The following is a 13,982-nucleotide window of genomic DNA, read 5'->3' as shown; positions in this document are numbered from 1 at the left end:
AAACTATCCATAAACTTACTATCCATTTCGCGCTGGTCGTGCTCCGACATAAATAACTCCAGGATTATTCTCGAATGAGTTAACTTTCCCCATCGCCGGAGGACACATCATTTTTATGTCTATCAATGAAAAAATACTACTTCGAAAGACGATGCAGGAAATCACCAAACACCCTTTTGAACTATTGCTTGGATTACATCTCATTTTTCGATTGGCTGCTATCTGAGGGCTTCCACCACGGATGACCTCTTTCCAGCCCGGGTAGACACGGCTCACTTTCCCATTTTCGCCAAAACTATAGGACAAACCAGCATCCCACACTTCCTTTATTGCATTTCCGCCGATCTGAGCTCAAATTGACGATGCAGCAACTCCGTTTATTTACACAAAACCTTTTTACATAAAAACCGTTATATGTATATGTACCGCCTCTCTTCTATTGTACGAAAGATTAAAAACAAAAGACAACCAACTTTTTAAGCTGATTGTCTCTATGATCAATCTCCAAAAATCCACCCCCAAAATCCCTTTTTCTTAGGTTTTGAAGGCTGTTGGGTCATCTTTTGTTTTATTGCACCCCATTTTTCTGGATTATTAGAGTTTTCTATTCCATTGATTTCCTTAATTCAGCAATCCTGCTCTTTAGTTCAACAAGTTACCGGCCTACCGGCTGCTTATCGGGAATCGGATCAAGTTCTTGCAGCTTCTTCTGAATATTTAGGAGAAGACTCTGCACATTTTAGGAAAGACTCGTAAGTATTAACGCTATAGCTCGCGGAGCGCCTCCGACATACCACTCTGGTATTCTAATTCGTCAAATTAGAATTTTACGTAATAAAATTCCAGCTCTAGTACAGTTAGCCACCTTTGCTCCGATAAGGTTAATGCGGCTTACTACTTTGATACATTGGAACAAATTTGCAAAACGCTCGACATTCAGCTTCATGAACTGCCACTGGTACTTTGTTCACTACGCCGCCAAGTATGGCACAGGGTATCGTTATGACATCCTCCCACTTCTCTTCCGCAAGTCTATCGAAGTCCATGGTCGGACGTTGCCGCATCTGTTTCTCGATTTCCCTGCGGTAATATGCCGTTATCTGCTTCTGTTCCAGTTCACCGCTCATCAATGACTTCACTCTGTGTTGGAGTTTCGGTTTCATCTGCTCAAGTCCAACGACTTGGGAACACAGATAAAGCCTATTGAATTGGGGCGGAAACTGGACTAGAACGCTTATCGGGATTTTCTCATCAGGCTTATACACGATTTCAAACCTCGTTAATTCGCCTTCGACTTTCACCCCACGCCTTTGCAGTAGTTCCAACTTCTTGTCATACACTCGGCAATATCCTGCCACTTGCCGAGCCACTGTTGACGATCACATCAGGCCGCACAAGGGCGACAAGGTTCTATTCGGGGATCGTGACAATTGGCAGCCACTTTGCAAACCATGTCATGACACTAAGACTGCCAAGGAAAATGGCGGTTTTGGTAAATAATTGGCCTATTATTCCATTTGTATTATACTCTTCTTTGTTGGCATCTAATTTCAAAGGAGAGGGTTCTAATGGCTGATGAGTTTAAAGAATTCCTAGAGGGCCGTAAAAACAAGCGCGAGATAGCTGAGGATGTATCGGTCCAAGAACGATATGAACATCAAGTTTTTATGTTGTATAACAATGTAAAAAAGTGGGTCAAGCCTTATGATTTAGAGATCACTGAATATGCCAATGGCCATAATTCCAATCTCACTAGATTGCAGATTAACGTAGATAAGGATGCTAATATGTCTTTTAATCCAAGGTATATAAGCATACCTGAAATGTTATTTTCATCGTCGATCTAAAGCTTTCTGTGAATCAAAGAGAGTTCGAATTGTTTTATGATACCGATATTGGTTGGTATATTCCCGATAATTTACATCCAACAAATGCCACTGAAATGTTTAATGAAGAATCATTCAAGAGGCTGGTCACTGAAAACTTTAAATAACTCACAGGCTATGATTTTGTTTTATTAGTCGCTCATAAGAGCGGCTTTTTTTATTATCTAAGGGAGGAAACGACAAATGAATTCACAAGTAAAGTTTATCGATGGCAGTTCAATTACAGTTGATGAGGCTAACAGATCGTTACAATATAGATCAGCTTTTTTAAAGTCATTCAAAATTAGGACAACTTCCTGATTGTTATCAAGTACAGCAAATTTCATTCTTTCATCCAATAGCAATCAGCTATTTCCTACAGTGTTCTAAATAGTTACTGCTGAAGCGGCTACGGTCTAATATTTGGAGCGGTTTATCCGGATGCTTCTTCCTTATATAGCAGTTAAACGTTTCTCGTGCTGAAGGTTTGTTCTTTCAAAGCATCCGCCTCTAAGAATTCATGCTAGGCGAGTGCAAACTTTAATCCCTACCGACAGCGAGTATTTCATCCTCATTTGCCCCCGATACAGTGGATCCAAGATTCAATTAGTTGCGATGTGCCCACTTGGCATCGCCACCTTTGTACTCTCGGCTCTTGGCCACCGGCTCCTTTTTCATCCTTCTCTTCCTCCGTGGGTTAAGTAGTTATCCAACTCCCAGACATCCGGGAGTTGGAACGTTCATTTTGAAGCTATTTAATGAGGGTATTTCAGCTGCGGGTAACAATGCAAGTTATTGTCCTAAGTCGGCTAACGATATATGCTCTTGTCACTGGCTTTTGACAAGACTCTGGTATTATCACGATAGAAATAGGAATTTCCAAGGACTGCTTTTCTCCAAAAGACATATGCCGGGTATAGAACGCTCCTGCCAGTAGGACCAGATCCCGAGAGCTATAGTTCTCTCTACATGATTAGGTTAGTAGGGGCACTTCGAATCACATGCGATAATGTAGAGGAACGAACAACCCTCTCGATATTCATTTATAGATTAATTTCCCTTTGTACATAATCAAATCCTCTGATTTGATTTCAATCTTACTGCTACCGAGCGCTTTCCCATCCTTGTAGGCGGTTATCTCAAGCATACTCTGTCCCACCGCTTGTGCTTGATCACCTTCTGTCAATGGAGTCCAGTAGATTGTATCGCCTGACTTAAAGGTTATTTCTTTGCCCTGCGATAATACCTTGAAATCCGTACGATTCCAAATTAGCAGTTGCCCTTCTGAGGCTCGAACTTCTATTTTGTCTGCTTCAGTGGATACAATGTTCACTGGAAATCCTGGTACATTGCTCATAAACATTGAATAATTACCGAGTGGGAAAAATACATCAGGTTTTACCTGCAAAGGAGTACCATCTGCCGCATATGCAATAACCACAAACCCACTAAATATTGCAGAAGATTTAGTTTGATTCTCATTGTGAAGGACAAGCGATCCTGTAACAGCAAGAAGAATTATTATCATACAAGAAACGGCGATCATTGCCATTTTACTTCGTAACACTCGAACTAAGGTATGAGGGGCAACTGTACTTGTGTTAGCTTTATGAATAATTGCTTGTTTGATTTCATCATCTATCTTTATTTCGTTCATTCCGTCTAAATACTTTTTACTAATCGTCATCATTAAACCCTCCTACTATTTTTGCTTTCAGCATCTCTTTTGCTCGCTTTAGTTGTGTTCGAACTGTGCTCTCTTTTGTGTTCAAAAGTCCGGCAATCTCTGCTGTTTTGTAGCCTTCATAATAGTAAAGATGAATGACCATTCTATATTTCCGAGGAAGCGTAAGAACTAATGATACGACCTCCATGCTCTCAGGATGATTATTTGGTAGAGGTATCTCTTCAAAAGGTAAAAACCACTTCTTCCAAGGACTCCTGATTAGATCTTTACATGTGTTAATAGTGACTCGAAGAATCCAAGCCTTTTCATGTTCAGTATCGCTAAAGGGACGTTGATGCTTGAAAAGCTTGATAAATACTTCCTGGCACACATCCTGTGCATCCACTAGGTTTCCGAGGTGGGCTAGCGCTAAGCGCAGCACCATCTCAGCATATTTGTTCACCAAGATTTCTAACCGTTCATTCCTGCTTATCTCGTTGCTTTCCAATTGCTCCCCTCCTTCCATCACTAACACGATTGGATGTCTAGAATTGTTTCATTGCACAAAAAAAATTGCTTGTTATCTAAGTTTTAACCAATGCAAAGCACTGACACAACAGTTGGAATAAACAAAAAAAATTTACATGATTTAGTATAGTCCTAATAAAATAGGTATTTATGCATTGGTACAAATAGTGAAAAATATGTTTTAATCATACCTGCACTGAAAATAACAATTGAGATATCAGGACGAATCTCAATAGAAGGGGTTTTTATGAAAAAGGCAACCAGATGGTTAGTTACAACGACGTTATCTTTGACTGCAATTGTAGGAGGCGCTGTATCGGCACAAGCATTATCACAACCCGCAGCTACATATGATGCTGTCGTTATTACTCCAGGAAATTATGCGTATTTAGCAGATGCCACTCCTACTTATAATTGTCTAGCATTCGCATTAGGCAACACTAGTATATGGGAGTGGCCTTGGGAGGAAAACAACCCAACACTTTCTCAAGTAAGCAACTATATGTTGACCAAAGGAAAAAATACTTATGCTTTATCTGAACCAGCCACAGTAGGAATGATTATTTCGTATGGTACTAGTGAGTCTAATATTACACATTTCAGCAAAGTAGCTGATGTCAATTATAGTAATGCGAAATGGGGACAACTCGAAAGATTACAAAGTCTTGGACATAATCCCTATAAAGGCGCTGGACCGTATGGCTACGCAATGAGAAAATATAAAAACTAGTCGAGGAGAATTAAAAAATGAAAAGAATTGCACTAATAATTGCTGCTTTGTTTTCTATGAGTTTTGTAATTACACTTTTTGTTAACGATCATTTTGCAAGTGCTTCAATTGAAGAAAAAGTAGATACTAACATGGTCGCCATTCAAGAAAAAATCAATAAAGAAGTAGAATTAAAAACTGAATTAGCTATGAGCTCAAATCCATATGATTATATTAAAGACAATAAAGATTTTGAGAGTATTGTAGCATTGGGAAATGATGCTCTTCCTGTATTGCAAGATAAAATTGAACAAAGCCCAATTGATGGGCTCCAAGAATATATTCTAGCTATTGCAGTTGAAAAGATTTCAAAAACGGATCTAAAAAGAGACCCTTCAACAGAGTGGAATTCTGCAAAGTTATTTAACCAAAAGTGGAAACAATATTTAAAAAATGTTTCTTCAAAAGTTGATGAGGTTGCCAAATCTTCAAAAACCACCAATGATAAAATTAAAGAACTGATTGAACTAGGTACTCCTTCTATACCATTCATCGCTGATAAGGTAGAAGAAGGAAATGAAGACCTCTTCCCTGCACTCGAAGAACTTACTAAGAATGATAAGGAATTGGCACTTGAAGGAGATGCCTCCAACAAAAAAGAACTGATTTCCAAAAATAAAGAAAAGTTTTCAAAATTAAGGGATTATGTTAATAAGCAATAATAAATAAAAGACCAATTCAGTGATCATCCCCCAGTCAAGTAGACAACAATGAAAAGCTTTTAAGTAGCGACTGCTTCTCGGTATTCTACCGGGGAGCAGTCGTTTAGTTTCAGTGATTATACTCCATGATGTAAGATGCCACGGCATGCTGAAGATCCTTTGGGGTAATCCCAGGTGATTCCCCATATTGGTGAAGACGAAGTAAATGGAACCTTAAGAGCCATAACAATACAAGTTCTTGTCCTAATTCGGCTAACGATATATGTTCTTGTCACTGGTCTTTGACAAGAACATATAAATTTTAAAATGAAAAAGGCCGCAGTTAGCGGCTTCTTAAGCATATATGTTCTTGACTTCCGACACTAACTGAACGGGAATAACGCTGTCAATGACGTTTATCGGGAATGAGGTCAAGTTCTTGTCAAAATCGGGAATGGGATAAAGTTCTTGTCACCCGACAGCAAAAGACGATTGAGCTAATTCAGCTTGATTTATCTAAATCATTTTAGAATTAAAACTTTTCATTTTAGCTTTCCAACTTAAATTCCCAAAAATTAACCCCATAAATATACCTGCAAAATAGTCATAATAATCGAACTGTCTTGCAAAAAAAACTTTTATTATGAGCATAAATATTAGATAAAAGATTTCACCTTCAATTGCCTTCCTTGTAAGATAAACTATTTTGCGTTTAAAGAGTACATCTTCCCTTTTCACTAGTCTCCTTATGCCCATCTCGTCAACTCTCCCATGGTATTAATTAAAATACTCATTTTTCACATTAATATACACATTTACTCCGGACTTTACACCTATTTCTAGTAGGATTCCTCCTAAAATTCCTCTAACAACTTTTATTGAAGTAATATCACTGAACCTAATATTTTTAAATCCGCCCGCATTATCTCTTGCGCCATACAGCAAAGCAAGTCACTCGATCCAATCTAAACATCTCCTTTGCATATCGTCGCGCTCCTAGGGTCTCATCTGAGGGTGTCTTAGCAGGTAACTACTATGCGATCTGACCGAGGAACCGCACTCTCTCTTTATAGGTGTAAAAATCAACCTATCCAATAAACCAGTGTGATCTATTTAACCAGGTCTGTATTTTATACGTAAGACTTGTTCGTATGCAGTAGCAATGAGGACATTGACCGTTGTTTTGGTCGATTTCTTCGATCGGAATCGTTGCAATGTTCAAACGTTTTCCAATACAGGTTCGATGTTGCCCATTATTGAACGTGAAGTGACCACATGAATTACTATATACCATTATGCCGCTCTTGAAGCCATTATCGATTATACTTTTTGCAAGTAGGCGGCAATACATCACCGAATCTTCCGGGAAATCTTCATACTTACTTGAATTGGTAATTATATCGGGAAGTAACATTGTTGACGCTTCTTTATCATTTAACTCAAGAGAACAATTCCCAGTCTTTCTATAATAACAGTCATGTTTATCCATGCGAAAGCAAAACAATTTGTTACGTGGATCAAATGATGTGTCTTGTTCTTTATTGCAATTTTCAGCCATTTATTTGCATCCTTTCATATTAGGTAGCCATATTATTGAACTTCAAACCAACCTTTTATCTGGGTTTTTATCAGAAAATAATAAGATTCTCCAGTGATTAATATAACATTGTGTGTTTTAATGATTTCGAAGACATCTCTGTAGGCCATTGCCTTTCTAATTTTACGGTGGCTTACCTGATAGTACTAAATCAAATAAAGAGATAAGAAGTAGGAGTGTTATATTTGGTATATTTTATGGTATAATTAACCCAATTAATCGAAATTGCCCTTCGCGGAAGCACCCGAAGTCACAGGATACTCCTGTGACTTTTTTCATTTAACTACATGATGTAGAAATTGGAATCGGATTCGGCTGGAAAATTAATTGCGATCAGGATCTATGCTATTTCGCATTTAAAGTTAGATCACCGATGTGGTATCCGCGGGCATCCGGTTAATTGGGCAAATACTTCATACACAAGGAGACAGTATTAGAATGAGAAATTTAAAGTTGATTACAAGTGGATTCATTGCAGGTTCTTTGTTTTTTGGTGGTATTTCATACGCAGCGACCAAATCAGTAAAGATTGATGCATTTTTTGGAGTGAAGTTAATTCAAAATGGGATTGATAAAACTTCAAAAGAGGACGCTCTTAAACCATTTTCCGCAAATGGCCGGACTTACGTGCCTATAAAAGCGGTTGGAGATTTGTTAGGGGTAGATGTCAAATGGGACGGGGCCAACTCTGCCGTTAACATTGGTAAACTTATAAAAGGTACGCCTCTACCACTCGCTAATGGTGAATCGACAGTAAATGAAACGTTTATCGAATATGCCGTTTCGCAGAACCAACAAATGACTATAAACGGAAAGTCCTATGGTTCAAAGGGATACAAAATCTATTCAAAACATAATAACTTTCAAGATACAAACGCGCTTAATTTAACTTTTAACTATAATTTGAATGCACAGTATTCGTCGTTAACATTCGGCATTGGTACGGATGATGAGAAATCAGATGATACGGTCGGCTGCACGGTAACATTCACCGATCAGGCTGGAAGAGTGTTGAATTCTTTCTTATTAAGTAAGGGTTCAATTCAAGAAGCGGTGACACTTAATGTTAAAGGTATCACACAATTGAACATGAAACTTAGCAGACCACAAAACATATCTATTAACACTCAAGTCATCGACCTGATTAATCCAGTATTAAACTAACGCTATAGTAGAAAACAGGATATCTCATTCGAGATATCCTGTTTTCATAAGCCCGTTTCGATGCCTAAATTATTCTGCCAAGAGAGGAATTGTTGCATCAACACTACTTTTATAAATAATAAACGCGGTATTGATTCGCGGACTTCATCCTTCTTAAAAATTATTCTTATTGCCGGCTACTGCGCTGTTCGTTATCGACTCAACATGACTAACGTACGTAAAAACGGCAGACAGACTTTGTATAATGCATTCCATTGATTTTCACAGCAATGGCATTTATATCTTCAATAGGGCCACCATAGTCAGCGATCTCTCCATCCTCGTACTTTACCTGAACAGGCAATTGAGCTAGTTTTGCCCGTTTTAAATCTGTCTCCAATTGTAGTTCTTGACCAACACTGAACATATAAATCGCCTCCTGATGACTTATACTGATTCCAATGAGATCATTGTAGCAAACATTAGTTCCTATCGCTAGATGTCTTGCTAACTAGTAGATCGCAATAATGGCCGTCGGGTTCCGCTGCGTAAGTCTGCACATAATTGTGAAATACGATCAAGCTTTTTGGTTTGAAGGCCTTTACGAAGATATGGAGACCATTCATGTAAACAGGGACGATACTCCAGATTTCATACGATTTAAAATGGAGGACATGAATGACGTTTTCGAAGTCATAATACAACTTCAACCATTGTTAAGAAAATAATTCTACCTGGGGGTAAGTAGCCTAGATAACACATCCGCACTTGTAACGGTTATCCCCCATTCTCTAATAATAGAGGGTAACAACAGGCTCTACGCTGCAGCACTCCAATTTCCGAACACTGTAAAAAGAAACCATGCTAGATGGGCAAATTTGTCCTCTCGCATGGTTCATTTTTATTTGGGGAGTAGTAATGAAACTCGTCATTCGGGCATGTCGTTTAAGCTTCTATAGAGAGTTTAACGGGACTTCCTCTATTAATGATGAGCTGCTATTCCTCACATTCCCAACGTCCTTCGAAACCGGATATTTAATCATTTCAGAATTGGGATAGGGTTTCATGAAGCTCAACACTTTCTCGGTCTCATCGATTTCTGGACTTATCCAGTTCGCAGCATCGGTGCCGGTCAAAATCACAGGCATTCGGTCATGTACGGTGGAAACGAGCTCATTCGGAGTTGTTGTTATGATCGTAGATGACCTAACCTCTTCCCCAGTGGACGGATCCCGCCAAGAATCGTATAAACCGGCAAACCCAAAAACACCTTTTGATTCTAGCTGGAATCGATACGGTTGCTTACTATCGGCTTCCTGTTTCCATTCTTAAAACCCATTGCTCACAACCAGGGCGATTCCGTTTCAGTAAATGTCGGAAAGCCGGCTTCTTTTCAATACCTTCTGCTCTGGCATTGATTGTTTTATATGCAATTTTTGCGTCCTTACTAAAGAACGGAATCAATCCCCATAGATACCCTTCCAATACCCGCTTCCCTTCCCGATTGATGATGCATGGGACTGTCTGGGTAGGAGCTACATTGTAGCGCTTTTTGAATAATCATAATTCACCTCGTCAACGGAGAATGTATCGATAATTTCACTCAGGTCGGCCGCAATCGTGAATCTTCCGCACAAGCAGCATCCCTCCTCACGGGGATATATTTCCCTTAAGAAGCGGTTTTAGTCAATCCATTCATCCCGTTGGACATTTCGTTTTCTGCCCACTTTATGATGTATGTATGTATATGTTATGTATATGTATGTATGTTTTTGTTGTTGTAAAATTTCCAGAAACATACCTTGCATACCGAACATGCGTTTGTAGTATAATAAAGGAACAAATGTTCGTGTGGAGGCGATAATATGCCATCATTACACTCGCAAATAAGCAAATATAAAGGGATGGCCATAGTGATTATTTATCAGGACAGGAACAATCGGATTACCAAGAGACAAATCCTTATACAATCCGTTACCCCTACGCATGTACGTGCGACTTGCCTGGAATCAGGTGGGCTACGGCTATTTAAGATTCACAATATCTTGGCGCATGAGCCGGTGATCCGAAATGCCGGGTAAAGAACGGGTCGTTTTCCTCGCGGATGCACAGTCTTTCTATGCCTCCGTAGAAAAGGCTACTCACCCCGAACATGCGAATAAACCTGTCGTAGTAGGAGCTGACCCAAGTCGTAAATCAGGGATTGTGTTAGCTGCTTGCCCGATCGCTAAATCCTTCGGTGTTTCTACAGCTATGCGACTAGGTGAGGCTCTTGCAAAGTGTCCTCAGCTCGTCGTAATTCGGCCGCGGATGCAAACGTATATCAGCGTATCGCTGCTCATTAATCAGATCTATAAGTCATTTACACCGCTTGTAGAGACGTTTTCGATCGATGAGTCCTTCCTTGATATCACAGGTTCAATCGCACTTTACGGTTCGCCACTTGAGATCGCCAGTCAAATGCAAAGCAAGGTGCTACTCTCAACCGGTGTATGGACCCGGGTTGGCTGTGGTCCAACCAAGATTCTGGCTAAGACAGCAACGGATAATTTCGCTAAGAAACACCCTGAAGGATTTTTTACACTTAATTTCGACAATATCGAGTCTGAATTATGGCCATTACCGATAAGCAGCATGTTTATGGTCGCCTCCCGCATGACAGCGCACTTTATTCGTATGGGAATTCATACGATCGGCGACCTGGCTAGGATGGAACTGCATGATTTTAAGCGGAGAATGCGGCAACGGATGGGCAAACAGAGTGACATTAAAGCCATTTATTACTGGCAGACAGCGCGTGGTATCGACCCTAGTCCCGTCGTTCCTGGAGCGTTTGGGAAGCCCAAATCGATTACTAGAGGACGCGCCTTACCGTGGAAACTATACCAAACCTTACCCGAAATTGAACCTCTGCTACTCGAACTCGTCATTGAGGTATGTCGAACATCTCGGCATCACAAATATAAAGGCAGGAAAGTCACGGTTAGTGCTGGTACGACAGATGGCGTTAAGACAAGCGGCTTCAGCCGGCAAATTACATTAGATAGTTCTAGCTGCTTGGAGCATCATATACTAGCTGCTGCGCATAAGATTTTCATGTCTCATTGGGACGGAAATCCTTTGACCCACCTTGGGGTGGATATTTCAGAGCTATCAGACAACAGCGTGTATCAGCTGGACCTTTTTGAGGATTTACCTCGTAAGCTCGAACTTGCCGCAGCAAAGGATAAAATCAAGGATCGGTACGGTGAAGCGGCTATTCTAAGCGCAGCATCGCTCCTGAAATCTGGCCAGGCGCGTGACAGGGCTCGAAAAATTGGAGGACACTTTAAATGAGTAAATTTCTAGAGGGGAATGGTCGTTGGGGCACTAAGTTTATATCGCCCGAACATCGTGATCAGCTTAACGAGCAAACCAATCCGGATAGATCAATACAAAAGGTGCCGCAGAATTTGTTGATAATGGTACGTGACTCCGTACTTCTGCCAATAATGATGACAGTGGTTGATAACAATCGTCTTGAGATCGAGAGGTCAAACTTTGCCTTGAAAAGACTTTACGCGGCATCTGCAAATCATCTGATAAATATCATCCATGCAGATTTAGTAAGAATCCGCAAAGAATTGAGAGAAAATCAAATTAAAGTAATTGAGGACGAGCGAATCGACGACGCCGTGCACTATAAATTTTTCTATCGTGGTTATGAGCATAAGTTTGCTTTGATGAGGTTTTTAGTAAGGTCAGAAGTCAGTACACGAATAGGTAAATATATCGCTCAATTCGAAAAACATCTCGATGAGGTTAAAAATACGTAATGAGTCTTTGAATAGATACAGGCATCAAAAGTTAAAATAAAAAGCCGGCGTGATGACTCCTCCGGCTTTTTAACATATAAACTGGATTTGATCCAAAGCTGATTGTCCCCTGCTGCCATTGACTGACGATCATCTAGAACTCATGCTTGTAAAGCATGTACTGGAGCGGGTGTAACGAATTCCTCGAATATTGGCGATCTTAGCTTTCCATCTTTAGTGACGCATTGAAATTTGATGCGGCATGTAAAGACTGATGATTTCAAGAAGATCCAATCTTTGTTTTCCCCTTTGACTATTTGCTTTGAGATGGAATGAAAAGCCCGAATTACGTCTTTATGCGGCGGGAATTCTAAGACGCCAACATACTTTCCCTCCAACTGTAATCCCCATCCAAATGAACCCTTTCGGATCGAGGATATCTGGCAATTCGCATATTGATAAGCTTTTACTTTCACGATCACATCATGTGGTCGGGAATCTAGTCTGTAGGTTGAATTACCGTTGTACTGAACGATCCCTTCTAACCCATGCCTTTTCGCGTTCAAGAAGAGCTGTTGGCCATCATCATACAATGGAGTGACTGTTAATATATCAGACGGCGGAACGATCGCCTGCAGCAATTCGCGGCGCTCCAGAAACGTCTTCTTCATCACAGACTGGCCATCTATCCATAATACATCCCAGACGGGGAAATGAGCCTTTAAGGTCTTGCAGATTTGTTTAACGGCAGCCGGCTTCTTTGTGTTAAAACGAGCCATAGCATCGTCCCAAAAAAGTCTATTTGGCTGGTCGGATGGTTGCGTGAGATCGAATGCAATGCACTCGCCATCCAAAATTGCGTTCTTCGCGTTTATTTTAATTTGTTGGAGTTCCGGAAATCGATCCGTTACCTCTGTACCATGTCTTGTGAATGCTCTTACATTCCCCAAATCTATATGCAGAATGATACGAAAACCATCCCATTTCAAACTCGACTTCCAGTCCTTCTTAATTTCAGTAGGTTGTATAGGTTGTAGTAGCATTGGCTTTATTGGTTCGTTTAACATATCAAAACCCTCCAAGTTGACATTAGCACGGAGGGCTTATCAATGGTATATGGAAACAATGGGCTTTCTGCACAAAATTACATCTGTTTTGTGAAAATTATGTAGTAGTAGTCAGTGAAAATAACATTGTAGACTGCGGGCAGGCGTTGTTTAATAAAGATATCCAAAAAAGGATTAAAGACAAACTCAATTACCCATGTTTGTCTTTAATCCTTTTATTATATTATGCTATTAATCAGCATAACCATTATCTTTAGAAGTTTTGTAACTATAAGAAATAGTTTCTTTTGCTCCATCACTGTAGATTACATCAATTGCAGTTACTTTAATTGTTTCCAGAGCTGACTGGTAAGTGAACAGTTTGAATACGCCCATTTCTTCATTAGGCTTAACTGGTCCAACATATTTAATTTCAAACGAGCTTTCGCCAGTCATGTCATCATACGACGGATCACCGACTGCATTAAAAGTCTTCACTTTAACTGTATAATAGTTAATTGTTTTACCAGTTAGATTCTTAAAAAATAGGCTCATTGTGATTCCATCTGCTGAATTTACATTGTAGTTAAAGGTTGTTGGTGCACTCAATTTCCCTTTTCCAGTACTACTAGTAGCGTTTGTAGATGTTGAGGTGTTTGGTGCAGCTTTTCCAATAGTCAAAGTTTTAGTTGATTGATTCCAACTGACATTAGTTCCTAAATATTTGCTGATAACACTAACCGGAACATAGTTTGAACCATTTATTACTTTGACTTCTTCATTGACACTTTTACCATTAACAATCAATTTTATGCTGTTGGCAGCATATCCAACCCCAGAGAGCAACATGCTTCCTAGTACGGCTCCAACAGAAATATCTCTTACTGTTTTCCAATTCATTCTATTTCCTCCCTTATATCTCTCAGGGTATCA

12 protein-coding genes and 3 pseudogenes are annotated in these 13,982 nt (G+C 39.8%); 8 read left to right on the top strand and 7 right to left on the bottom strand.

What is annotated here, in order from left to right:
* Nucleotides 1–892 precede the first annotated feature (892 nt).
* The 3 genes and pseudogenes from AC0YN4_RS27690 to AC0YN4_RS27680 form a co-directional block, all read left to right on the top strand.
* Nucleotides 893–1,006, top strand: a pseudogene (locus AC0YN4_RS27690) (hypothetical protein); the annotation flags it as partial.
* A 359-nt stretch (nucleotides 1,007–1,365) separates the two neighbouring features.
* Nucleotides 1,366–1,500 (top strand): annotated as a pseudogene (locus AC0YN4_RS27685) (HNH endonuclease); the annotation flags it as partial.
* 68 nt (nucleotides 1,501–1,568) lie between these two features.
* Nucleotides 1,569–1,847: a hypothetical protein gene (locus AC0YN4_RS27680; protein WP_475783953.1), complete on the top strand. Its 279-nt coding sequence runs from the start codon at nucleotides 1,569–1,571 to the stop codon at nucleotides 1,845–1,847.
* A gap of 1,057 nt (nucleotides 1,848–2,904) precedes the next feature.
* Here the strand turns inward: AC0YN4_RS27680 and AC0YN4_RS27675 are convergent.
* Complete coding sequence (locus tag AC0YN4_RS27675; protein WP_475837303.1) at nucleotides 2,905–3,552, bottom strand: hypothetical protein; 648 nt, start codon at nucleotides 3,550–3,552, stop codon at nucleotides 2,905–2,907.
* Nucleotides 3,542–4,039, bottom strand: a complete 498-nt coding sequence (locus AC0YN4_RS27670; protein WP_475783955.1) for an RNA polymerase sigma factor — start codon at nucleotides 4,037–4,039, stop codon at nucleotides 3,542–3,544. Before AC0YN4_RS27670 ends, AC0YN4_RS27675 begins: the two co-directional genes overlap by 11 nt.
* Before the next feature lie 267 nt (nucleotides 4,040–4,306).
* On the opposite strand from AC0YN4_RS27670, the gene AC0YN4_RS27665 reads away from it, so the two are divergent.
* The 3 genes from AC0YN4_RS27665 (at nucleotide 4,307) to AC0YN4_RS27655 (ending at nucleotide 8,230) form a co-directional block, all read left to right on the top strand.
* Nucleotides 4,307–4,789, top strand: coding sequence for a DUF7689 domain-containing protein (locus AC0YN4_RS27665; RefSeq protein ID WP_475783956.1), 483 nt, complete (start codon nucleotides 4,307–4,309; stop codon nucleotides 4,787–4,789).
* 17 nt (nucleotides 4,790–4,806) lie between these two features.
* Nucleotides 4,807–5,490 (top strand): hypothetical protein, encoded by a 684-nt coding sequence (locus AC0YN4_RS27660; RefSeq protein ID WP_475783957.1) that lies wholly within the window; start codon nucleotides 4,807–4,809, stop codon nucleotides 5,488–5,490.
* Between the two features lie 2,014 nt (nucleotides 5,491–7,504).
* Nucleotides 7,505–8,230 (top strand): stalk domain-containing protein, encoded by a 726-nt coding sequence (locus tag AC0YN4_RS27655; protein WP_475783958.1) that lies wholly within the window; start codon nucleotides 7,505–7,507, stop codon nucleotides 8,228–8,230.
* Between the two features lie 208 nt (nucleotides 8,231–8,438).
* On the opposite strand, the gene AC0YN4_RS27650 is transcribed toward AC0YN4_RS27655, so the two are convergent.
* The 3 genes and pseudogenes from AC0YN4_RS27650 to AC0YN4_RS27640 all read right to left on the bottom strand — a co-directional run bounded on the left by AC0YN4_RS27650 (nucleotide 8,439) and on the right by AC0YN4_RS27640 (nucleotide 9,718).
* Complete coding sequence (locus AC0YN4_RS27650; RefSeq protein WP_475783959.1) at nucleotides 8,439–8,636, bottom strand: hypothetical protein; 198 nt, start codon at nucleotides 8,634–8,636, stop codon at nucleotides 8,439–8,441.
* Nucleotides 8,637–9,162: 526 nt separating this feature from the next.
* Nucleotides 9,163–9,525, bottom strand: a pseudogene (locus AC0YN4_RS27645) (SOS response-associated peptidase); the annotation flags it as partial.
* Entirely contained in the window at nucleotides 9,515–9,718 is a 204-nt protein-coding gene (locus tag AC0YN4_RS27640) for an SOS response-associated peptidase family protein (RefSeq protein ID WP_475837316.1), read from the bottom strand. The pseudogene AC0YN4_RS27645 and the gene AC0YN4_RS27640, both read right to left, overlap by 11 nt.
* A gap of 561 nt (nucleotides 9,719–10,279) precedes the next feature.
* Here AC0YN4_RS27640 and AC0YN4_RS27635 point away from each other — a divergent pair.
* Together AC0YN4_RS27635 and AC0YN4_RS27630 are read left to right on the top strand one after the other, a co-directional pair.
* Entirely contained in the window at nucleotides 10,280–11,545 is a 1,266-nt protein-coding gene (locus AC0YN4_RS27635) for a DNA polymerase IV (RefSeq protein WP_475783960.1), read from the top strand.
* Nucleotides 11,542–12,024, top strand: coding sequence for a YhjD family protein (locus tag AC0YN4_RS27630; protein WP_475783961.1), 483 nt, complete (start codon nucleotides 11,542–11,544; stop codon nucleotides 12,022–12,024). The genes AC0YN4_RS27635 and AC0YN4_RS27630 overlap by 4 nt, the downstream gene beginning before the upstream one ends.
* Nucleotides 12,025–12,164: 140 nt before the next feature.
* Here the strand turns inward: AC0YN4_RS27630 and AC0YN4_RS27625 are convergent, their stop codons facing one another.
* Together AC0YN4_RS27625 and AC0YN4_RS27620 are read right to left on the bottom strand one after the other, a co-directional pair.
* A complete protein-coding gene (locus AC0YN4_RS27625) occupies nucleotides 12,165–13,070 on the bottom strand; it encodes an ATP-dependent DNA ligase (protein WP_475783962.1) in 906 nt (301 codons plus the stop codon).
* A 231-nt stretch (nucleotides 13,071–13,301) separates the two neighbouring features.
* Nucleotides 13,302–13,949 (bottom strand): stalk domain-containing protein, encoded by a 648-nt coding sequence (locus AC0YN4_RS27620; RefSeq protein ID WP_475783963.1) that lies wholly within the window; start codon nucleotides 13,947–13,949, stop codon nucleotides 13,302–13,304.
* Between the last annotated feature and the right edge of the window lie 33 nt (nucleotides 13,950–13,982).

It is taken from the genome of Paenibacillus sp. J22R3 (genome assembly GCF_056269305.1).
The sequence above is the reverse complement of the archived record's forward strand: the minus strand, read 5'-3'. Positions and strand labels throughout refer to the sequence as shown.